This window comes from Thermoanaerobacterium aotearoense (assembly GCF_009905255.1).
Lineage (GTDB): Bacteria > Bacillota > Thermoanaerobacteria > Thermoanaerobacterales > Thermoanaerobacteraceae > Thermoanaerobacterium > Thermoanaerobacterium aotearoense.
Genome location: NZ_CP047602.1, coordinates 132,830 through 155,628 on the forward strand (window position 1 = coordinate 132,830; position 22,799 = coordinate 155,628).

The window sequence follows — 22,799 nt, forward strand, 5'->3', positions numbered from 1 at the left end:
TATTGTAGATTAACCAGCTACCATTGGGGGGTATATTCCCGCGATTTATATATGATTGTAAGAGGTGTTGCGTATGTTAAGCTTTATAAAAGATAGGAGTGAATTTGAAGACATAAAAAAGTCAACAGATTTTTTCATGCTGTTATTTTACTCTAATAAATCTCAAAAAAGCTTAGAGGCATTAGATAATTTAAAGAAATTCAGCGATAAAAACAAAGATGTAAAAGTCTATGCAGTAAATGCATCGGAGGTAGGGTTGCACACAGAATTTGGCATCACTGCTGTACCTGCTTTAATTGCATACGGCGATGGAAAAGTGCAGCAGATAGTCTACGGTGTACAGACAGAAGATTATTACGAAAAGCTGCTTACTACATCACCTGTAAAATCAAGTGACGGGTCAAAAAAATATCATAGGGTCATTGTCTACACCTCGCCTTCATGTCCGTGGTGCAGCGCCACAAAATCATATTTAAGACAAAACAATATACCATTTAGAGAAGTAGATGTGACCAAAAATCCTGGCGCTGCTGAGGAGCTTGTAAGGAGAAGCGGACAAAGGGGTGTGCCACAGACTGACATAGATGGCACAATAGTAGTAGGGTTTGATAAGGCCAGATTGAATACTCTATTAGGTATCCAAGGATAAAAATTATTTACAATAATAATTTTAGAAAGGATGATGTACATGGAAAAGATACAACCAGTAAATGGGAATGCTCTTATAAGACTTGAAGAAGCGGAAGGAGATAAAAAAATAGGAGGAATAATAATCCCTCGAAATGCGCAAGAAAAGTTGCATGAAGGCATTGTGGAAGGTCTTGCAGCCGGTGCCACAGATGAGATATCGATAGGCGATAGAGTCATATATAAAGAATTTTCTGGCACTAAAATAAAGCACGGTGATACCGAATATTTGATAATTCCTGTTGATGATATAATAGCTAAATACGTCGATGTAGATGAAATATAGCCGAGACTTATTCTCGGTTTTTTTCTTGGCTTGTTATTTTTATTTGTTGATTGACGTTAGCGCTTCATATGCTCTTTTAATAAAAGCTTGATATTTTCTTTATCTTCTTTTTTGACAATTAATTTGAATTTATTGGCGGAGGCATTTAAAGCAATGACTAAAAAATTATCTGTAAAACTGTAACTTTGGATTTTATCCCATGTGTATAAATTGCCCCAATGAAATATGCCTTTTTCATTTATTCCGTCTTTTAATATGGAATGAAAAAAAGGAATTAGCCCAGATACAAAGATGATTGAGATAAGCATAGTGTGCAGAGAGTCTTTAGAATTAATGCTTAAATTCGGTATTAAGGTGCAGTACAAGCTGATTGTAAGTAGTAATGTATTATTGCTTGTTTTTACTATCCATTTTGCTTTTCCAAAAAATCTTTTGTCCTTGAAAAGAAGGTATATATCACATATTACGGCAAGTATTACTGCCACTAAGAGAAAGGAAAAGATTTTTTCTAAGATGTTATATCTGCTTAATGATCCTATAATTAATCCAAAAGCCATTATTAATACACCAATGATTATTGTTATCATGTTTTTTCTATTCATATACATGATACCCCTTCAGAAAAATTTTACTTGATGAGTAAGCTAATAATCATATATGCAATGAAATAAACTAAGAACATTAAGATGAATTGCTTTAAACTTTTCTTTTTAAAGTCGTTTTTTTCTTTTTTAAATAACAGAAACATTAACAGTGTAAAAATTAAACCAGAAATCAATGCTCTTATAAAAAGTTTGAACATTTTGCTCACCCTTCCATTTAAAAAATTTAACTTTTTATTATAAGGGTACCAGCAATTATATCGTGCAAAGCTTGCTTGTATCTCGTCCAACCAGCCATAGCAAAACCTATGAAAATTATTACAGCGGATAAAATAGAATCAATTCTTTTATCACTTGAGTTTAGCTTGTTGATTAAAAGTTTTGTAAAATTCATGAGAGAATGTAATGAATATTGCAAATAAAAATATTTTGTCTATAACACCTTTAACGATAAATACCCTGATAATTCCATATAATGCAATTAACAAATATAATAGTCGATCAATTAAAATTCTAATTAATAGCTTTCCCATCATCATACCTCGTTTTTGTATAATTTTGAAAAATAAAAACTTACTTTTATTTTATCAAAGATTTTATGCTAATAAAAGTAAGAAAAAATGAATTTTTCAATCTGTTTAAGATACTGAAAATACACCCACCACAATCTCATATTTTCTCAGTCTTTTAGTTGTCTTTCATACATACGAGCAATATCCCAAAGTTTATCTTTTATTTTCGGTTCGACTTTCCACCCATCTGTGAAATACCATGGATATTGAAATGCTCTTTTGTTCTTCGGTGGCAATCTGTTCTCTACTGCCATTCTTTTTACCTCTTCTAATTCCTTCTTTATAAATTCAAGCTGATTGACCTTTCCATATCCTGGTATGCCTTTTTTCTATCTTCTATTTCTTTTTCTAACTCAGGCATTACATCGTCTATTGCTTCTATTAATTTCTTACTTCGTATAGTTTATTCCTTTTAAGTGTCATGTGCTACTTCACCTCCTTTAATACGTCTGCGTTTGGTACAAATATTTGTCTTGCTCCTCCTGGTCTTCCCCATTCTTCATGTGATGCTACTGTTCCATAGATTAAAACTATGGTGCTGAATTTTATAAATCTTTGCCTTTACCTATATAAGGTTTTGCTTCTTCATAACTCTCAGTTACATATTTGTAAAAAAAGTCACATGCTTCTTCTTCTGATACAAAAGTTTTTATTGTATACTTATTTCCTCTCTCATCTTGATCATATATTATCCAGATACCTTCTTCATTTTGTTCTAACCATGAGAGAGAAAAAGGATCAAATTGTTCTGGTATACCCCACCATATCTGTGGTATGTTTTCTCTTATTAGTCTTTCCTTTAATTCTTTTAAATTCATATTATTTTTCCACCTTTCTTATATATCCTTCATTTATCAATCCTTCTATTGTTTTAGGCAATTTGTATTGTATTCCTCCACCAGGCTGGTCAAACCATGTTGCTATCTTACCTTCTAATCCTTCAAAAGGTTTTACTACTTCATATACGTTATATGGTTTTGTAATCTTATATTTTGGTGGCAAAGATCTCATTTCAAAAGATGTACCTATAGGTGCTGTAAATTCTCCTGTTTCATCACCATACCTATCAAATCTTTCTCCAGGTTTAAAAGTTCTTACTGTAGAACTACCTTCAAACCCATCATTTGGTGGCCATATAGGATTACCATTTTTATCAAGCCATTTTGAAGCGATTTTTGATGAACTTGAAGTAGCTTCTTCTACAGTTGTTGTCTCTACTTTTTCAGCAGTTGCAGAAACATTTTTTATAGCTCTTTCCGTAACACCTGCTGCTTTTGCTGCATCACCTACTGTTTCTGCTTAATTATAGGCTTTTATTTTTAAAAAGCACCATAGCTTTAATCTATGGTGCTGAAATTTATAAATCTTTGCCTTTACCTATATAAGGTTTTGCTTCTTCATAACTCTCAGTTACATATTTGTAAAAAAAGTCACAAGCATCTTCTTATGATAAAAAAGTCTTTATAGTGCGTCTATTCCCTCTCTCATCTTGGTAATACACTATCCAATTTCCCTCTTCATTATTTTGTTCTAACCAGAAATCAGCAAACGGATCAAATTGTCCAGGTATTCCCCACCATTCTTGTGGTATATTATTTTTTATCAGTTTTTCTTTTAATTCTTTTAAATTCATATTATTTTTCCACCTTTCTTATATATCCTTCATTTATCAATTCTTTTATTGTTTTTGGCATTTTGTATTGTATCCCTCCACCAGGCTGGTCAAACCATGGAGCTGTCTTACCTTCTAATCCTTCAAAAGGTTTTACTACTTCATATACATGGTATTTATTTAATTTGAGAATTGATACTTTAAAAAACTGACTCAACGACTACATTGTCCCAAATTTCTTCGATACGCTTATTGTTTATAAGTGCTTTTTTTAAAAGTTCCTCGCTATTGCAAAAAGATTGATAGATATTATCACTAAATTTCGTCAAATACCATCCTTTTTCATTATGACTAATCGAATATTTTTCACCATTGTATAAAAACTCTACTTCATGACCAATACTTAAATCCTCTTTGAGTTCTAAGTAGCTGTACTTCATTTTATCACCTCTTTACTTTCTTACAGGCTTGTCAGGATTGCTCCAATCCCACGTATGTTCATGAGGAACCTCTGGGTGTTGGTTTGGATTACCATGATTAGTATAATCAATATCCTTAACTGCTCGACCATTTGAATCGTAGTATCTTCTTTGAATTATATTCCCATCAGTATCAATTCTTTCGACAACCGAATTTGGCTTGTTGGTTATTGGAATTTTATTATCTGTGGTTTTCACTACACTTGCTTCTATAGTTTTTTCAACAGTACAAACAATTTTTTCTGCTTTTGCTGCATCGTCTACTGTTTCTGCTGCTTCTGCTGTTCTTGCTATTACTCCTACTTCTTTCACTGCTTTTGCTACTTTGTCTATTCCTTTTGTGCCTATTACTGATAAAGCAACTTCTCCTGTTATGTCACCAAGTATTTTTGCTTTTGTATTTGCATCTCCGTTTTTAAATTCATTGTATGTTTTTACTGTTTCGTTTTTTATTGCATTTACTGTCTCAGCAGGATGCGATACTGCATATTCTATACCTTTGACTACTTCTTTGGGATGTGTTACAACATTTGCTACACCTTTTGCTGTATCTTCTACGGCTTTTCCTAATCCTTCTCCAAAATTTTTTACTACACTGAAAAAGCTTGTTGTTTGTGTTTTGCCGTTTTTATCATATGTCTTATATACTGTCGTACTTGTATTTCTGCTTAAATCTCCTGCTAATACATCAATTTTTGAATTGTTTATGACATTTTTTGTTCCGCTGCTGTTGTACGTGATGTATGTTTTATTTACACTTCCGTTTGAAGATGATAATGAAGTGTTGTCTGCAGCCTGTCTTAATGCTGCTAATGTTTTTGGTCCGACTATACCATCTGCTGTTAATCCATGTGACTTTTGAAAATTACGTATTGCAGCATCTGTATTTTTGCCAAATACTCCATCAACACCACCAGTATTATAGCCTAATTTATTAAGAATTTGCTGTGTTTGTTTTACTACCTCTCCTGTACTTCCTTTTGATATGTATGTGTTTGGGTTATCCAGAACCCATGTTGACCTTAAAGTTCCTCCCCCTGAAGCTATAGCATTCACTTATTAACTTCCTCCCTCTATTGTATTTTTAAATCAATAAAAAGTAAATAATTTTTTTGTCATCATCCTTTCTAACAAAAATGTGCTTAGTTTTAAAAATATATAAATTGGCTTTTTAGTAACTATATGTTATTTGTTTCGGTTATTTTTTTATCAAGTTTAGTTCTGATTATAAAAATTTTTTCGCAAATTTCGACATTTTTCGAGAAACTGGATGTGATGTTAAAAATCATTCTTGACAATAAAGCAATAAAACAATAAAATTTAAGTCAATAAATTTGATAAAAAACAAGTAATGTTAAGAGGGAATTTAAAGGGACAGCCTTATAAAAGTATAGGAATAGTTACGGGCATCAGAAGTCAAAAGTAGAAAGGGTGCTGTAAGGACATGGCATATGTATGGTTTTTCATGGCATTAGTTATGCTAATTCAATTAATAAGGAAAGTAATAAAAAAAGAAATTGATATGATAGGTGGAGATTTTATTACAATGTTAGCCTTTGTGTCAATGGGAATTTTACATTTATTTAACTTAAGTAAAGATAAGCTTAATTCTCTGGAAATACATATTTTTATTTCATATATAATTTTAATTGTTTTATTTTTTATATATTGGATTCATCGTTATAATAAAATGAATAACATTAAATTAGCCACTAAAAAACTAAGTAACGATAAAAAATGAAAAACGCTTTAATCTAAAATCAGAAAACGGATTGACATAACATACTGCAACAATTCTTGCGGTATGTTATTTTTTTTCAAATTCATATTATTTTTCTCTGCTATAGATTGTGTCACACAAGGCAAAAATAAACAATGAGTATATTTTTCATATATTTATTGATTTTTTTTCATATTAGGGTATAATTAAAACATGGAAGTAATCCCATTAAAATAGTAGGAATTAAAAAGGGAGTGTAAATATGAAGGATAATTTGTTGGAAATAAAAGATGTCAAAGCAGAAGTTGACGGCAAAGAGATATTGAAAGGACTCAATTTGACTATAAAAAGAGGAGAAATACATGCTATTATGGGACCCAATGGCAGTGGGAAAAGTACTCTCTGCAATGTGATAATGGGAAATCCACATTACAAAGTGACAGACGGTGAGATACTTTTTGAAGGAGAAAATATCGTAAACTTAAAGGTAAACGAAAGGGCGAAGAAAGGCATATTTTTATCGTTCCAATCGCCTGAGGAAATCCCAGGGATTACAGTAGATAATTTCATAAGGACTTCTTTAAATGCAGTTACAAATAAAAACATGCCTATGCTGCAGTTTGCGAAAAGCATGAAGGAAAAGATGGATATGCTGGATATGAAGCCAGAATACAGGACAAGGTACTTAAACGTAGGTTTTTCTGGCGGAGAAAAGAAGAAAAGCGAGATCTTGCAGATGGCCATGTTAAATCCAAAGCTTGTCATGTTGGACGAAATAGATTCAGGTCTTGACATAGACGCTTTAAGGGTTGTAGCTGAAACAGTGAGAAAATTGAAAGTGGAAGACATGTCAATACTTATAATAACTCATTACAACAGGATATTGGATTATTTGGAGCCTGATGTAATATCTGTACTGGCTCATGGAAGAATCGTCAAAGAAGGAGACAAAAATCTGGCGAAGGAGCTGGAGAAGACAGGATACGAGTCTATACTGGACGAAGTTCTGTCATAAAGGGGTGAATCAGATGAAGAAAACCATTGTTAATGATATAGATTTTTCCAGGTACAACATAAAAAACGAAGTCAGGTATTCGTACAAGACGGAAAAAGGGCTTTCTAAAAAGATCGTTGAGGAGATATCTGAAAGAAAAAACGAACCTAAATGGATGAGGGATTTTCGCTTAAAATCTCTTGAAATATATGAAAGCAAGCCAATGCCTACGTGGGGCGTTGATTTAAGTCAGCTTGACATAAACTCCATTGTAGCATATCTAAGCCCTGACACGAAGATGAAAAACTCATGGGACGAAGTGCCTGAAGACATACGAAATACGTTTGAGAAGCTTGGCATTCCTGAGGCAGAGAAAAAGGCTTTATCTGGTGTAGGCGCGCAGTACGACTCAGAAGTAGTTTACCACAGCATAAAAGACAATCTGGCAAAACAAGGCGTAATATTTGAAGACATGGACACAGCTTTGAAAAAGTACCCTGACGTTATTAAAGAGTATTTTATGACGAGGAATGTTACGCCAAATGACCACAAGTTTGCAGCACTACACGGGGCTATATGGAGCGGTGGTACATTTGTGTACGTACCTGAAAATGTGAAAGTAGAAGTGCCGCTTCAGGCGTACTTTAGAATGAATGCACCGGGAACAGGTCAATTTGAGCACACGCTTATTATAGCAGACAGAGGCAGCGAAGTGAGATTCATAGAAGGGTGTTCAGCACCACAGTATGCAGTATCCAATTTACACGCAGGCTGTGTTGAGCTTTTTGTAAAAGAAGGAGCAAGGCTTATCTACTCTACTATTGAAAACTGGAGCAAAAATACTTACAACTTAAACACAAAGAGAGCTTTAGTCGACAAAGACGGCGTGATAGAGTGGATATCAGGCTCTTTTGGCAGCCACAAGACAATGCTTTATCCGGCATCTGTTTTAAGAGGCAAAGGGGCTAAGTCTGAGTACACAGGTGTAACATTTGCAGCAAAAGGACAGCATTTAGATACAGGATCTAAGATGATACATTTAGCACCGTACACATCATCAAAGGTATTGGCAAAAAGCATATCTAAAGATGGTGGAATCACAAACTACAGAGGCCTTTTGCGTATAGGACCTAATGCGGAAGGTGCAAAGGCGTCTGTGCAGTGTGAAGGCCTTATGATAGATGAAATATCAAGATCAGATACTATGCCTATAATAGAGGTTTTAAATGACAATGTCGATATAGGGCATGAAGCAAAGGTAGGAAGAATCAGCGACGAGCAGATATTCTACTTAATGACAAGAGGATTAAGCGAAGATGAAGCAAGATCCATGATCGTAAGAGGATTTGTAGAGCCTGTAGCAAAGTCACTTCCGCTTGAGTACGCCGTAGAACTTAATCGCCTTATCAAGCTGGAACTTGAAGGAACTATAGGGTAAAGGAGATGTTTCTATGATTAAGTCATTAGATTACAATACAATACAAGATATCATAAAGGAAGGCGGAAGTGGAGAAAAAGAGCTTAGAGTAAAGGGTTATGAGGTATTCTCAAAAGTGCCAATGCCCATGTGGAAAAGAGTGAAATTGGACGATGTCCATATTCCATACTACAAAGAGTACAAAAGTGCAACCATTGGCAATGATGTGCAAGAAGGGCTTGTGATGAATCCTTTGACGAAAGCTTTGATGGATGACGATTTAAATACAATAAAGTCTGCATTGGCTCACAATTTTGGAGTTGATGAAAAGTTTAAGAATATGGTTTTGGCATTTTACAATACAGGCTTTAGCATAAGAGCATTGCCTAATTCAAATGTCAAACTGCCTGTCACAGTGAATTACAGTGTAGTTGATGATGATGACACTATAATTGATTTAAACCTCATTGTAGCTGAGAGATTGTCAAACTTGACAGTTGTTTTTGATTATGTTTCGGACAAAAAGGGATTTCACAATGGGCTTACAGCCGTCATCGCCAAAGATGGCGCAAGCGTAAACATAGTGAAAATCCAAAGGTTCAGTGATGATTCTTCAAATTTTGACAATAATATAATAATAACAGGAAATGATGCTACCGTAAAATGGACACAAATTGATTTAGGCGGAAAAGTAGATGCTTATGATGTGACTGCAGAGTTGGAGGGTGTAGGCAGCAGTGCTTACTTTAACTCTATATTCTTAGGAGCTTACGAACAAAGCCATGATATGTCTTACAGGGTTAACCACATCGGAATGAGGACAGGAAGCAGTGTTGATGTGAAAGGCGCATTGAAAGATAAATCAAAAGCGGTTTTCAGAGGCAACTTAGACATGAAGCGAGGAGCCAAAAAGGCCAAAGGCAATGAAAGCGAGGTCGTTTTGCTGCTTGATAAGACGGTAAGATCTGACGCGATACCGGCGCTATGGTGTTCTGAAGATGATGTGCAGGCAAACCATTCTGCCAGCGCTGGACAAATCGATGAAAACAAGCTTTTCTACATGATGTCAAGAGGCCTAAGCATGGAAGAAGCAAAGCTTTTGATGGTGGAAGCAAGCTTTAATCCGGTAATTGACACATTGCCAAATGATGTTCTCAAAGAAGCGGTTAAAAGTTACATCGGAAGGAGGATTTCTGGCTGATGTTGGATGTTTTAAAGATAAAAGAAGATTTTCCTGTATTAAAGACAACTCCACACGGTAAAAAGCTCATATATTTTGACAATGCGGCTACGACTCAAAAGCCAACGTATGTGATTGATGCGGTGTCTAAGTATTACAAAGAGTACAATGCGAATGTGTACAGAAGTCCTCATTATCTCAGCGCATTGTCGACGGAAGCCTACGAAGAAGCAAGAGATGCTGTAAGAAAGTTTATAAATGCCAGATCATCCGAATCTATCGTGTTTACGCGAAATGCCACAGAGTCTATAAACCTTGTGGCGTATACATGGGGCCTTAAACACATTGGTGAAGGCGATGTTATAGTACTGACGATAGCAGAGCATCACAGCAACATCCTTCCATGGCAGATGGTGGCGGAGAAAAAAGGCGCAAAGCTTAGATACGTTCACCTTGACGAAGATTTAAGGCTTGACTTAGATGAATTTAAAGATATACTGAAAGAAGGCAATGTGAAGCTTGTGGCTTTGCAGCACTCTTCAAATGTCTTAGGCATCATAAACCCTGTTTACGATATTGTCAATTTATCTCACGAAAATGGCGCTAAAGTATTAATAGACGGTGCACAAAGCATACCAAATATGAAGATAGATGTAGAGAAGCTTGGGTGTGATTTCTACGCATTTTCCGGGCATAAGATGATGGCGCCTATGGGCATAGGTGTCCTATATATAAAGGAAGATTTGCTGTCAGACATTCCTCCGTTTTTAAGCGGTGGAGAGATGATAGACGAGGTTTTTGAGGATCATTCTACATTTGCACCGTCACCCCTTAAGTTTGAAGCAGGTACGCCAAATGTTGAAGGAGCTTACGGCCTTATGAAGGCGATTGAGTATATTGAAAAAATAGGGCTTGAAAATATTTTAGAGCATGAGCAAGAGCTAACAGAATACGCTTTAGAGAAATTGACCAAGATCGACTACGTAAAATTGTACGGACCTAAAGGTGCAAAAGACAGAACAGGCATAATATCATTTAATGTGGAAAATGTTCATCCACATGATGTGGCTACGATACTTGATCAGGATGGAATAGCGGTAAGAAGCGGTCACCACTGCTGCCAGCCTCTCATGAGGTACTTAGGCGTCCCTGCCACTGTGAGGGCAAGTTTCTACGTTTACAACGATAAAAGCGAAGTAGATGCTTTTGTAGATGGATTAAAAGATGTCAGGAAGTGGTTTAGATGAGCGACTTAAATCAGCTTTACTCAGAGATAATAATGGAACACTATGAAAATTCCCCTAATAAGAGGGAGATGGACAATCCTACGATAAAAGAAAGAGGCCACAATCCTCTCTGCGGCGATGACATAACGCTGGAGCTTAAGATGAATGGCGATGTTATAGAGGACGCATCATTTGTAGGCCATGGCTGTGCCATAAGCCAAGCTTCCACATCCATGATGTGTGACCTTATAAAAGGGAAAGATAAAAAAGAAGCTTTAAAATTGGTGGAGAAATTTATAGACATGATACACAAAAAAGATGTGGATATAGACGAACTTGGCGATGCACAAGTCTTGCAGGGTGTGTCAGATTTCCCAGCTAGAGTAAAATGTGCCTTGCTGGCATGGAAGACACTTGAAAAGATAATATAACCATAAGCGCTTTAACCTACGTTAAGGCGTTTTTTTTATTGGCTTAATTTTTAATGGTAAATAGTTTTATTTATTATTTTTTTAAAATTTTCATGAACTTAGCAGGAAAATGGATGATTTTGGAGAATATATTACATTAGAAAAATTTTTAATGGAGATGTAGTATGGAAGTTTTTTCTGAAAATGAGGAGGTATCAAGTGATGAGGGTGGTACTGGAATTCATTGGCGATAAGGAATTGCACTTGCCTATACAGTACAATCACATAGTGCAAGGTTTTATATATAACAGCATGACAGATGGGGATTTCAGCGCGTTCATGCACGACGAGGGATTCAAACATGGGAAAAGGCAGTTTAAGCTATTTACGTATTCAAGGCTTGAAGGGGAATTTAGGCTTTTAAAAAGAGAGGACAAGATCCTTTTGAAGCCGCCATTTAAGCTTAACTCCATAAATATCGAAAACCCACCTATATTTAGAGATAAGGCAAGGATAAAGTTTTTGTCGCCTGTTGTCACATACTCTACAATCGAAGATAAGGGTGTCAGATACACTTATTATTACTCGCCTTGGCATGATAACTTTTCAGAACTTTTATTGAAAAACCTATTAAAAAAGTATGAGGTAATTTACGGCGAGGAGGTAAAAGATCCACATTTTAAACTTTATCCAATTGGCAGAGAAAATGTGAAATATCAAAAGATCATAAAGTACAAAAATACCATCGTAAAAGGCTGGATGGGAATATATGATGTGGAGTGAAGCCCGGATCTTTTGAAGGTTGCCTACTACTCAGGACTTGGGGCAAAAAACTCTCAAGGTTTCGGCTGCTTTGAGATATTGTAAAGGGGGTGCGTATTGTGCTGGATGCAGTAAAGGATATAGGCGAAATGTCTATAAATGCCGGAAGGAAAAGCCTTTTAGACGTTTTAATAGAAGATCCAAATCAAAATGGATCGTATAAAAACATCATAGCCATTAATTTTACGGTCGATAGCGGTGATGTAAAGTACAAGGATGTGACGATAGAGGAGACAGACAGCCAAAAAATATCAAGGTACTTGTACTCAAGCGCTGGTGGCAATGGCCCTGGCTATATGCCTGCCGCAAAGATTACAGAGCCTGACAAGACATTTAACGGCAAGATTTTAAGTTGGTTTAAAATCCTTACTAAAAAAGGATTAAACATCGATGAAGATGAAAGGCGATTTCTTGAAAATTTAAACAGCGCTATTCACGAAAATAAAGATGAAATATTGGGAGAAATCGTAAAGTTTAGAGGGGAATTTCCTAAAAAAGATGGACTTTTGCTTATGCTCAAATTTGTAGAAGGCAGTACATACAAGTACATCGGCGACATACCATTATTTAGGAAACTACTCATAGATACGGACAACGAAAAATACAATAAACTTTCAGCAAATGACAAAGTATGCTCAATATGCGGTGAGAAGAAGGATCTGGTGTTCGGCAAAGTTGACACATACGCTTTCTACACGATTGATAAAACAGGGTACATAGTCGGAGGGTTTGATGAGAAAAAATCGTGGAGAAACTTTCCTGTGTGCCCAGACTGCAGATTAAAGCTTGAAGAAGGCAAGAAGTACATAGAAAACAATTTGACGTTTAAGTTTTACGGGCTCAAATATCAACTGATACCTAAATTTCTAATAGGTGAAAGATTTGTAAAAGAGGAGATATTAGACATATTCAAAGAAACTTCAAAGCTTGTATCCTTAAAAGAATCAACGAAAAAAAGAGTCATAACCGATGAAGACGACATAATGTATTTTTTAAAAGATGCCGATGACTCAATTTCATTAAACTATCTATTCATAGAAAAGCAAAACTCTGCTGAAAGGATACTGCTTCTTATAGAAGACGTGTTTCCGTCGCATATTAGGGAGATTTTCAAGGCAAAAGACACAGTAGATGACATTTTTAATGAAAACTTCACTTTCAGAAATATACGCAATTTTTTGTCTAAGTCTGACATGAAGAAGCGAGACAGCGATCTTGACGGTTACTTTTTAGATTTGACAGACAGGATTTTCAGAGGCAGAAAAATTGACATAAACTTGATACTAAAATTTATAATGAAGCGGGTAAGAGATGAATTCATTCAGGACAAATACTATCAAAGCGCTATAAAAGATGGAATGATGGCAATTAAGTTTTTACAAAATTTAGGATTGGTGGAAATGGAGGTTAAAGCCATGGAGGAAAGGCCATTGTCAGATTTCTTTAAAAAGTACGATGAAAACTTTGAAACGCCTATCAAAAGAGGACTTGTGCTATTAGGTGCTCTTACAGAACTTCTTCTTAGAAAGCAGTACAAAGATAGAGGTGCAAAACCTTTCATGAAAAACCTAAAAAGTTTAAAAATGGATGAAAACGACATAAGAGGGCTTTTGCCAAAAGTGCAGAATAAGCTTGAGGAGTACGATTCATTTGACAAAGGCAAGAGGCTGCTGGCAAAAGAGGTATCAAATTATCTTCTTTTAGCGGGAAATAATTGGCACATGCCAGTAGATGAAATAAATTTCTACTTCGCCTGTGGATTAAACCTTGCAGACGAAATAGCATCTATAATCTATAGCAAAGGGGAGGAACAATGATGAGCAATGTGATAAAAAACCGCTCAGAAATACTTTTTCTTTATGATGTAAGCTTTGCAAATCCAAATGGAGATCCTGTAGATGAAAATAAGCCAAGGATCGACGAGGAGACAGGCATAAACATAGTAACAGACGTAAGGCTTAAAAGGACCATAAGAGATTACTTATCAGGATACAAAGGGATGGATGTATTTATCTTAGAGACGAGAGATGAAAGCGGGAAGCTGCGGACAAAAGATGATAGAATAAGCGATTTCGGGTCAAATGATGATATCGTCAATAAATGTATAGATGTGAGGCTTTTTGGAGCTACAACAGCAGTCAAGGATAAAACTATGACTTTGACAGGACCTGTTCAGTTTGGGTTTGGGCGGTCCCTTCACAAGGTCAACATGACTTACATAAAAGGCACAACTGTGATGCCGTCACAAAGCGGCAATGCCCAAGGAACATTTACAGAGAAATATATACTTCCATATTCACTTATCTCATTTTACGGCATTGTAAATGAAAATGCAGCTAAAAATCAAAACATACCGCTTACAGATGGCGATGTAGATTTGATGCTGGAAGCAATGTGGAATGGCACCAAAAACCTTATGTCCAATTCAAAGATGGGACACATGCCGAGATTTTTGCTTCAGGTCGTCATGAAAGAAGAAAATTATCAGATAGGTGAGTTAAACAAAAGGATAAAATTCACACATGATGTGGAAGACGAAGAATTGCGGGACATACAAGATGGAAAGATAGAGATAAAAGAATTGATCGAAAGCCTTAATGCAAACAAAGGCAAAATAGAAAAGTTGAGATACGCAGCAGATGAAAGGGCAGTTTTTGCAGTAGATGGTGTCGTATGTAATTTTGGCGATGTTGTAAAAGATTTTACTGTAGAAAAGTTAAGCTTTTAGGATAAATCAGTAAACATCTCAGGAAAAGATGATAATGAGGTTCTTGAGAAAGGAATGTATATAATGAAACTATTGATTTTTGACGTATACGGTGATTTTGGCCATTTTAAAAAATACTATACCACATCATCACCGCTTACCTTTTCGTTTCCTCCCCCACCGACTGTAAAGGGATTAATAGGTGCAATAGAGGGAATAGGAAAGGAAGATTATTTAAAAGTTTTAAGCTCTGACAAATGCAAACTGGCGGTGAGAATTTTAAAGCCGGTGAAAAAAATCAGGATGGGCCTCAACCTTATAAATACAAAGGATAATTTTTGGATTCCGTTTAAAAAGAAAAATCATGAAGCTCGAACGCAGGTAAAGATGGAGCTTTTAAAAGATCCTATGTACAGGATATATTTTCATCACACAGATGAAGACCTATTTGATGACATAGTCGAAAAAGTAAAGGGACACAAAAATGTGTACACAGTTTCTTTAGGGTTAAGCGAAATGATTGCAGATTATAGATTTGTGGGTGTAAAAGATGCTTTTGAAGTGGAAAATAAAGAGGTTTTTGTTTCTTCCGTTTTGCCATATAAGTATATTCTGGAAGATAAGATAGTCTTTGAAGATGGCAAAAAATACTTTAAAGAAAAGATTCCTGCTGATATGGACGAAGAAAGAATTGTATTGGATTATGCAGATGTTGTATATGAAGCAAATGGTAAAAGCATAAGATCGTACGTATCAAAAAGCTGGGTGATAGATGATGAAAACATCGTGCTTTTCTGAGCTTTATTCACACCCTGATAAATATTTGGAAGAACATTTGGCAAGGTGTGCAGATTTAGCAGAAAAGTTTTTAGATGAGGCCAAGTCTAATTTGATGGATGAGGAGTTGTTATCAAAGCTTGTCAGGATTGTGGCTTTATGCCATGATCTTGGCAAGTCTACAGGCTTTTTTCAAGAATACTTGTCTTCACAGGACGACAATAAGAAGAAAGAGCTGAAATCAAAGAAAGAGACACATCATTCGCTGATTTCGGCGGTTGTGGCTTATTTCGCTGTAAAACAGGAGGTAAGCGGATTAGATATCGATGATGATATTAAAATATTGCTTCCTTTTATATCGTATATAGCTGTAAAAAAGCATCACGGAAATCTAAATGATGCAGCTACAGAAGCTTCTTTAGAAGACAGAGACATAGAGATAATGAAATCTCAACTTCAAAGCATAGACGAGTCGAAGTTTAAGATATTAAGCGATAATTTAAAAAAAGCTGGTCTAAATATTGATCTCAATAAGACAACTGTAGCTAATAACATAGAAAATATAAAAAACGAGATGAGAAGCATAAGGCTATATTTAAGGAAGATAAAGCAAAGAGAGGATTTGACTTACTATATTCTCATAAATTATGTATTTTCACTTCTTATAGATGCAGACAAAAGTGAAGTCGTAGTCGGAGAAATTTCACCAGCTTATGTGGAATTGATGCCAGACGCAGTTGATAAATACAAATCACAGATTAGCTACAAAGATAACAGAATAAATCTATTAAGGGAAAATGCGTATAGAGAAGTAAATGAAAATGAAATAAACGTAGATGAAAGAATTTTATCCATAAACCTTCCTACAGGGCTTGGCAAGACTTTGACGTCCATTTCATTTGCTTTAAAGCTGAAAAGAAAGCTTTACGATGTATACAACAAAAATTTCAGGATTATCTATTCACTGCCATTTTTAAGCATAATAGAGCAGAATTATCAGGAATTTGAAAAGATATTAAAAACAAACGACATAAATGTTAATACAAGCGTATTGCTTAAACATCATCACCTTTCAGAAGTGAAATACAACGACAACGAGACGGAGCTTGACACAGAAAAGTCAAAGATAATGATTGAAGGCTGGAATTCAGAAATCATAGTTACGACATTTATACAGCTTTTTCACACACTTTTGTCTAACAGAAACAGCGCACTAAGAAAATTTCACAGAATAGCAAATTCCATAATAATACTTGATGAGATTCAGTCAATACCATTTTACTATTGGAAGCTTGTAAAAGAAATCTTAAAAGCAGTCGCCTATAAATTAAATTCATATATAATATTTGTTACGGCAACACAGCCTATGATATTTGAAGGTGACGAGATCAGGCAGCTTACAGACAAAAGAAAGTACTTCAGTCAAATGGAGAGAGTAGTGATAAAGCCAGTTTTACAGAAAGAAATGCATCTTGATGAGCTAATAGACATGTTTGATTTAAAGGATGGAAGAAGCTATCTTTTTATACTAAATACCATATCATCAGCAAGAGATTTTTACCGATTATTAAAAGAAAAGTTGTCGGATGAAGAAATAGTATACATGTCCACTCACGTAATACCGTATGAAAGACTTGAAAGGATAAACCTTTTAAAGAAAAATAACATAAAGTACGCTGTCACGACACAACTTGTAGAAGCTGGTGTAGACATAGACTTTGACGTCGTTGTGAGAGATTTAGCACCTTTGGATTCTATAAACCAATCAGCAGGTAGATGCAACAGAAATTGGGAGAGAAAGGGAGAAGTATATGTAGTATCGTTGATTGATGAAAATAATAGGAAATACGCTTCGAGGATTTACAATAAAGTCATGCTCAATATTACCGAAAGAATCTTGTCACAGCACGAATCAATATCAGAAAAAGATTTTTTAGACATCATAGATCAGTATTACAAAGAGGTATCTCAAAACCTTTCATCAAAAGAAGCAATTGACATTTTAGATGCTGTATTCAAATTAAAGTACGACAGTGATGATGATACGCCGAGCGTAAGCAATTTTAAACTTATTGATGATGAATACTACAAAGTAGACGTGTTTATAGAGTATAATGAAGAAGCAATTAACCTATGGCAAAGGTATATCGATCTTAAAAAAATAAAAAATTTGTATAAAAGGCGGAGCACATTTGATGAATTTAAAGCTGATTTCTATAAATACGTAATATCAATACCAGAAAAGACAGAGAACATGCCTGCAGAAGTAGAAGGATTCAAATATGTCAATGCCGATTCTTTAAAAGATTATTATGATGCTGAAACAGGGTTTAAGCCAAGTGGCGTATTAAGCATCTGGTAGATGTCGTCGATATCCAATAGTGCAAAAAATGCTGGACATCGACGACACTTTGCCATAACGAAAAGTTGAATTTTCGGCAATTTGTGGTATAATAAAGGCATAAGCTTTACAAAAGACACCTTTTATGCAAGATAAAAGTGTTGAATTTTCTGTGCTCTAACGCGTTTTTAGCCTACCTATAAGGAATTGAAACCTCCAACCCTTTGGCTTTGGCATTTATTTCACCTCAAGTTTTTAGCCTACCTATAAGGAATTGAAACAACAATTAAATGACTTTTACGAATTTAAAATATTCGAGTTTTTAGCCTACCTATAAGGAATTGAAACTTATTTTCAAGATACAAAGCCATGCATAATACAGAGTTTTTAGCCTACCTATAAGGAATTGAAACTTTTATATATTTTGAAACTTTTTTATTATTTGCATCGTTTTTAGCCTACCTATAAGGAATTGAAACATCCTCTTTTACAATTTCTTTATCTGCATCTGCAATGTTTTTAGCCTACCTATAAGGAATTGAAACGTGGACCTCTGTATAATGCCAAAGGAGCTAAAATACCGTTTTTAGCCTACCTATAAGGAATTGAAACGCTTTTTATCGATGTTTGTACATTATCTGCCAATATGTTTTTAGCCTACCTATAAGGAATTGAAACTACATATCTTGTAAAATATAATAAATTGGATGGAACGTTTTTAGCCTACCTATAAGGAATTGAAACTTAGAAAGGTATTCTTGAGCAAGCTTCCATGTTTTTGTTTTTAGCCTACCTATAAGGAATTGAAACACCTAATAAAGCTCGGCTTTGCGCCGAGCCTACTATGTTTTTAGCCTACCTATAAGGAATTGAAACAAGCTTACAATCTTTCGCTAATAAATCCTAATTTTGCGTTTTTAGCCTACCTATAAGGAATTGAAACATAAATGTTTTTGAAAGTGATTCTTTTAATATTTCTTCGTTTTTAGCCTACCTATAAGGAATTGAAACATATTGGTAGTGAATTTCCTGCTGTTGTTCAGTTAGCGTTTTTAGCCTACCTATAAGGAATTGAAACGAATACTTTATAGGAAAATTAGCAATAACATATCTAGTTTTTAGCCTACCTATAAGGAATTGAAACTGGAATCATAGACACTTACAATTTTTTGAGCATAATTTGGGTTTTTAGCCTACCTATAAGGAATTGAAACACTACAAATGCTATATATTCTCCAAATTCCTCATTGTGTTTTTAGCCTACCTATAAGGAATTGAAACCGAAATATCAAGTACCCGGAGTAAGCGAAGTATTCGTTTTTAGCCTACCTATAAGGAATTGAAACATATATTAAAGTGGAGGAGAATATGAATTGTTGGAATGTTTTTAGCCTACCTATAAGGAATTGAAACTAGACTGGAATTCTCAGTTTGCAGGGATACAGACGGTTTTTAGCCTACCTATAAGGAATTGAAACATGAAAATGTCCCAGATGTAGAAGGTATAATTTACCAGTTTTTAGCCTACCTATAAGGAATTGAAACACATTATCAAGGTCAATGGCAATTTCTTTAAAAGCATGTTTTTAGCCTACCTATAAGGAATTGAAACTTTCTCCTACTTCGTTTGTAGTTTCAACTAGTCTTGTTTTTAGCCTACCTATAAGGAATTGAAACAAAATATAAATTTAATGAATTGTATGACAATTTAGAGTTTTTAGCCTACCTATAAGGAATTGAAACACAAGTTCTATTCTTGTATTAAATTCATCATTTGTAGTTTTTAGCCTACCTATAAGGAATTGAAACACATTATTTGACCTGTGCTATTTTTTATAATAAAGGGTTTTTAGCCTACCTATAAGGAATTGAAACTTTATGAGGAACTGTAACAACTGCGTCTGCTGCCTGAGTTTTTAGCCTACCTATAAGGAATTGAAACAAGGACTTTGCGTATTGTCTACATTAAACTTCTTGTCTGTTTTTAGCCTACCTATAAGGAATTGAAACAGTGCAAAAAGCAGTTCAAGGCCTTGCAACAGATATGTTTTTAGCCTACCTATAAGGAATTGAAACTTTAATTTCTTTGCTAATTTATCACGTTTTTGAAGTTTGTTTTTAGCCTACCTATAAGGAATTGAAACGCTTAAAACAAAACAAGGAGTGACACAACAACAACTGTTTTTAGCCTACCTATAAGGAATTGAAACATTTGTAGACAGTGCGGAAATTTAGTTCCAGAGAAGTTTTTAGCCTACCTATAAGGAATTGAAACCGCTTAATTATCCTGATATAACACAAGTGACGACGGTTTTTAGCCTACCTATAAGGAATTGAAACTTGGGATGCTATCGCTAACCAATATCGGAAATTGAGAGTTTTTAGCCTACCTATAAGGAATTGAAACCTATTTTTGCTTTGCCTCGCTTAAGCAGTTTCCTTGGTTTTTAGCCTACCTATAAGGAATTGAAACTAATGCAATTAAAACAATTAAGTTAAATTAAAATTAGTTTTTAGCCTACCTATAAGGAATTGAAACAAAGAAATAAATAAGCAAAAGTATAAAAAAAGAAAAAGTTTTTAGCCTACCTATAAGGAATTGAAACTTAGATATTTGGGAAAGTCAAAAATTTATAAGGTTAGTTTTTAGCCTACCTATAAGGAATTGAAACAAAATAAACAAAAAAATAAAGCAGGCTTAACCTGGTTTTTAGCCTACCTATAAGGAATTGAAACATAACTCCTTTCCTTAACTCTATATATATAATAACATAGTTTTTAGCCTACCTATAAGGAATTGAAACTTGACTGAGAAGTTTCCTTTTAGTTTGCCTTGGGATGTGTTTTTAGCCTACCTATAAGGAATTGAAACAATGTACTATCTGCTTTATCCCAACTATTCATTGGGTGTTTTTAGCCTACCTATAAGGAATTGAAACTGACTATGGATGAGAAAGCAAATATAATTCTTGAACAGTTTTTAGCCTACCTATAAGGAATTGAAACTGGTAAAGTTACAGCAATAAATGGTTCAAATATTACTCGTTTTTAGCCTACCTATAAGGAATTGAAACCTTGTATTTTGTAATTTCACAAAGTACATATCATATTGTTTTTAGCCTACCTATAAGGAATTGAAACATTACAAAATTTATTGAATTTGCAATACTTGGACCAGTTTTTAGCCTACCTATAAGGAATTGAAACGTTAATCAAGCTATTCCATATATCCTCTGCACCTTGGGTTTTTAGCCTACCTATAAGGAATTGAAACTTGTTTTATCTATGCTGCCTTTTGCCTTTACTAATTTTGTTTTTAGCCTACCTATAAGGAATTGAAACATGGTTTGCCTAATATGTTTATCCATTCTCTTAAAGTTTTTAGCCTACCTATAAGGAATTGAAACTTTGGATAAATTGCTATGAAAGGTTTATTGACATCATGTTTTTAGCCTACCTATAAGGAATTGAAACCAAATATGACATTATTCGTAGCACAAAACAATACGGGTTTTTAGCCTACCTATAAGGAATTGAAACTTGAAACTTAGCCAATATTCCATCTTAAGCACCTCCAGTTTTTAGCCTACCTATAAGGAATTGAAACCTTATAAACAAATTCGGTTATAAAGTGTATGGCAAGTTTTTAGCCTACCTATAAGGAATTGAAACTTCATAATAATGTTAATATTGGTAGTGAATTTTCTGCGTTTTTAGCCTACCTATAAGGAATTGAAACTTTTTATTTCACCTCCATATTCTTGAGTTTTTCTAAGTTTTTAGCCTACCTATAAGGAATTGAAACTGGATTAGAAATCTTAATAAAGAAGGTAAATCTGCTGTTTTTAGCCTACCTATAAGGAATTGAAACGGAGGGATTCTTATGTTTAGAAATAAATACAAATTAATGGTATCTATCAGTATAATTGTATTGTTTTTATTCGTAAATGTATATGCTGTACCGTATATAAAGTTAGTAATAAACGGACAGCAAGTCAATACAGATGTACCGCCACAAATAGTAAATGGTACAACATTAGTACCAATACGTGTAATATCCGAAAGTTTAGGTGCTAAAGTTGACTGGGATGGAAACACCCAAACTGTCAGTGTAACAATGCCGAGAGAAACTTTAGAAGCTCACACAGTAGATACCTTTTGGGAAGCGTGTGAATCAGATACCGTCACAGAACCTATAATAGACGATTCTGTAACACCAGAATTTAAAGCTGTTTTACAAAAAGCTTTGGCACTTCTTAAAGAAAAAGATAATACTACGTATAAGTTTGTTTGTGTATACATTCCAAGAATAGCTGTACAACAATACAAAGATAACATTGTTGGTTCTTGGGTAGATTATACAACACACAACGTATATTTTAATTCTACTAATATAAACCGAATAACCTCAGGAGGAACATGGGGCATTGAGTATGTCGCAATAACACTGGCTCATGAAGCATATCATGAAAGCACATTCTGTTCTGGAAGTAGTATATCTATTTATAGTGATGTTAATGAAGACGAAATTCAAGCGTATGCTTTTGAATATGCTGTAGCAAAACACCTCGGTGTTAGCTCTGACCTACAGAATTGGGTTAAACAACAGATAACCTCCTTAATTAATTAGGAGGTTATCTGCTTACGTTTAGATAAAGTATTCCAGTCTGGAATGTTAACCCCATGTGCCTTTTTAACGTTTATAATTTGTTGCAATAAGTCCCAAGCTCGTAGCTTTTAGCCTATATTGAGACTACAATTGTTAAAAGAGGTGTGATGCCACATTTACCAGAAAAGTTTATTTCTCACTTAGAAAAAGGCGATTTAAAAAAGTTAAAATAATACTCGTTTTTAGCCTATTTCTATGGGGAAAGATTTTCGTGGCTTCCTGGTCGAATTTCCAGAAAATAAAGGCAAAATTATGTAAATTTCATTCAATCAGGTGGAGAAAGTAATATGGCGAATTA

The 22,799-nt window shown here is 34.6% G+C and carries 21 protein-coding genes, 1 pseudogene and 1 CRISPR repeat array; of the genes and pseudogenes, 14 read left to right on the forward strand and 8 right to left on the reverse strand.

Annotation, left to right across the window (positions count from 1 at the left end; translation table 11 throughout):
• Positions 1-73 precede the first annotated feature (73 nt).
• Both GSH73_RS00695 and GSH73_RS00700 read left to right on the forward strand, forming a co-directional pair.
• A complete protein-coding gene (locus GSH73_RS00695) occupies positions 74-649 on the forward strand; it encodes a glutaredoxin domain-containing protein (protein WP_014757362.1) in 576 nt (191 codons plus the stop codon).
• Between the two features lie 39 nt (positions 650-688).
• The gene (locus tag GSH73_RS00700) at positions 689-973 is read left to right on the forward strand and encodes a co-chaperone GroES (RefSeq protein ID WP_014757361.1); all 285 of its coding nucleotides are present in this window, start codon (positions 689-691) and stop codon (positions 971-973) included.
• Between the two features lie 56 nt (positions 974-1,029).
• Here the strand turns inward: GSH73_RS00700 and GSH73_RS00705 are convergent, their stop codons facing one another.
• From GSH73_RS00705 to GSH73_RS13740, 8 genes are all read right to left on the reverse strand, one after another.
• Entirely contained in the window at positions 1,030-1,575 is a 546-nt protein-coding gene (locus GSH73_RS00705; protein WP_038068628.1) for a DUF5673 domain-containing protein, read from the reverse strand.
• Between the two features lie 679 nt (positions 1,576-2,254).
• A complete protein-coding gene (locus tag GSH73_RS00715; protein ID WP_014757358.1) occupies positions 2,255-2,401 on the reverse strand; it encodes a hypothetical protein in 147 nt (48 codons plus the stop codon).
• Positions 2,402-2,692: 291 nt separating this feature from the next.
• On the reverse strand, positions 2,693-2,965 hold the full coding sequence (locus GSH73_RS00720) for a hypothetical protein (protein WP_014757357.1): 273 nt from the start codon (positions 2,963-2,965) through the stop codon (positions 2,693-2,695).
• Position 2,966: 1 nt separating this feature from the next.
• The gene (locus GSH73_RS13820) at positions 2,967-3,395 is read right to left on the reverse strand and encodes a TNT domain-containing protein (RefSeq protein WP_084214891.1); all 429 of its coding nucleotides are present in this window, start codon (positions 3,393-3,395) and stop codon (positions 2,967-2,969) included.
• Positions 3,396-3,591: 196 nt separating this feature from the next.
• The gene (locus tag GSH73_RS00730) at positions 3,592-3,780 is read right to left on the reverse strand and encodes a hypothetical protein (RefSeq protein ID WP_014757355.1); all 189 of its coding nucleotides are present in this window, start codon (positions 3,778-3,780) and stop codon (positions 3,592-3,594) included.
• 1 nt (position 3,781) lies between these two features.
• On the reverse strand, positions 3,782-3,976 hold the full coding sequence (locus GSH73_RS00735; protein ID WP_014757354.1) for a TNT domain-containing protein: 195 nt from the start codon (positions 3,974-3,976) through the stop codon (positions 3,782-3,784).
• Positions 3,960-4,199, reverse strand: coding sequence for a phosphoheptose isomerase family protein (locus GSH73_RS00740; RefSeq protein WP_014757353.1), 240 nt, complete (start codon positions 4,197-4,199; stop codon positions 3,960-3,962). Before GSH73_RS00740 ends, GSH73_RS00735 begins: the two co-directional genes overlap by 17 nt.
• 12 nt (positions 4,200-4,211) lie before the next feature.
• Positions 4,212-5,294 carry a peptidoglycan-binding protein gene (locus tag GSH73_RS13740; protein WP_014757352.1) on the reverse strand — a complete coding sequence of 361 codons (1,083 nt, stop codon included), beginning with the start codon at positions 5,292-5,294 and terminating at the stop codon, positions 4,212-4,214.
• Between the two features lie 388 nt (positions 5,295-5,682).
• On the opposite strand from GSH73_RS13740, the gene GSH73_RS00755 reads away from it, so the two are divergent.
• The 12 genes and pseudogenes from GSH73_RS00755 to GSH73_RS00810 all read left to right on the forward strand — a co-directional run bounded on the left by GSH73_RS00755 (position 5,683) and on the right by GSH73_RS00810 (position 22,462).
• A complete protein-coding gene (locus GSH73_RS00755; RefSeq protein ID WP_014757351.1) occupies positions 5,683-5,979 on the forward strand; it encodes a hypothetical protein in 297 nt (98 codons plus the stop codon).
• 241 nt (positions 5,980-6,220) lie between these two features.
• The gene (gene sufC / locus GSH73_RS00760) at positions 6,221-6,973 is read left to right on the forward strand and encodes a Fe-S cluster assembly ATPase SufC (protein ID WP_014757350.1); all 753 of its coding nucleotides are present in this window, start codon (positions 6,221-6,223) and stop codon (positions 6,971-6,973) included.
• Between the two features lie 13 nt (positions 6,974-6,986).
• Positions 6,987-8,390, forward strand: a complete 1,404-nt coding sequence (gene sufB, locus GSH73_RS00765) for a Fe-S cluster assembly protein SufB (RefSeq protein WP_014757349.1) — start codon at positions 6,987-6,989, stop codon at positions 8,388-8,390.
• Between the two features lie 13 nt (positions 8,391-8,403).
• The gene (sufD, locus tag GSH73_RS00770) at positions 8,404-9,570 is read left to right on the forward strand and encodes a Fe-S cluster assembly protein SufD (RefSeq protein ID WP_014757348.1); all 1,167 of its coding nucleotides are present in this window, start codon (positions 8,404-8,406) and stop codon (positions 9,568-9,570) included.
• Positions 9,570-10,796, forward strand: coding sequence for a cysteine desulfurase (locus tag GSH73_RS00775; RefSeq protein WP_014757347.1), 1,227 nt, complete (start codon positions 9,570-9,572; stop codon positions 10,794-10,796). The genes sufD and GSH73_RS00775 overlap by 1 nt, the downstream gene beginning before the upstream one ends.
• The gene (sufU, locus tag GSH73_RS00780; RefSeq protein WP_014757346.1) at positions 10,793-11,206 is read left to right on the forward strand and encodes a Fe-S cluster assembly sulfur transfer protein SufU; all 414 of its coding nucleotides are present in this window, start codon (positions 10,793-10,795) and stop codon (positions 11,204-11,206) included. The genes GSH73_RS00775 and sufU overlap by 4 nt, the downstream gene beginning before the upstream one ends.
• A gap of 201 nt (positions 11,207-11,407) precedes the next feature.
• Positions 11,408-12,052 (forward strand): annotated as a pseudogene (gene cas6 / locus GSH73_RS00785) (CRISPR-associated endoribonuclease Cas6).
• Between the two features lie 14 nt (positions 12,053-12,066).
• Entirely contained in the window at positions 12,067-13,824 is a 1,758-nt protein-coding gene (locus GSH73_RS00790; RefSeq protein ID WP_014757344.1) for a TIGR02556 family CRISPR-associated protein, read from the forward strand.
• On the forward strand, positions 13,824-14,735 hold the full coding sequence (gene cas7b / locus GSH73_RS00795; RefSeq protein ID WP_014757343.1) for a type I-B CRISPR-associated protein Cas7/Csh2: 912 nt from the start codon (positions 13,824-13,826) through the stop codon (positions 14,733-14,735). The genes GSH73_RS00790 and cas7b overlap by 1 nt, the downstream gene beginning before the upstream one ends.
• Before the next feature lie 63 nt (positions 14,736-14,798).
• Positions 14,799-15,512: a type I-B CRISPR-associated protein Cas5b gene (gene cas5b / locus GSH73_RS00800; RefSeq protein WP_014757342.1), complete on the forward strand. Its 714-nt coding sequence runs from the start codon at positions 14,799-14,801 to the stop codon at positions 15,510-15,512.
• Positions 15,490-17,853 carry a CRISPR-associated helicase/endonuclease Cas3 gene (locus tag GSH73_RS00805; RefSeq protein ID WP_014757341.1) on the forward strand — a complete coding sequence of 788 codons (2,364 nt, stop codon included), beginning with the start codon at positions 15,490-15,492 and terminating at the stop codon, positions 17,851-17,853. The genes cas5b and GSH73_RS00805 overlap by 23 nt, the downstream gene beginning before the upstream one ends.
• Before the next feature lie 163 nt (positions 17,854-18,016).
• Positions 18,017-21,703: direct repeats of the CRISPR family, unit length 30 nt; unit sequence GTTTTTAGCCTACCTATAAGGAATTGAAAC.
• Between the two features lie 36 nt (positions 21,704-21,739).
• A complete protein-coding gene (locus GSH73_RS00810) occupies positions 21,740-22,462 on the forward strand; it encodes a copper amine oxidase N-terminal domain-containing protein (RefSeq protein WP_233432505.1) in 723 nt (240 codons plus the stop codon).
• Positions 22,463-22,799 lie beyond the last annotated feature (337 nt).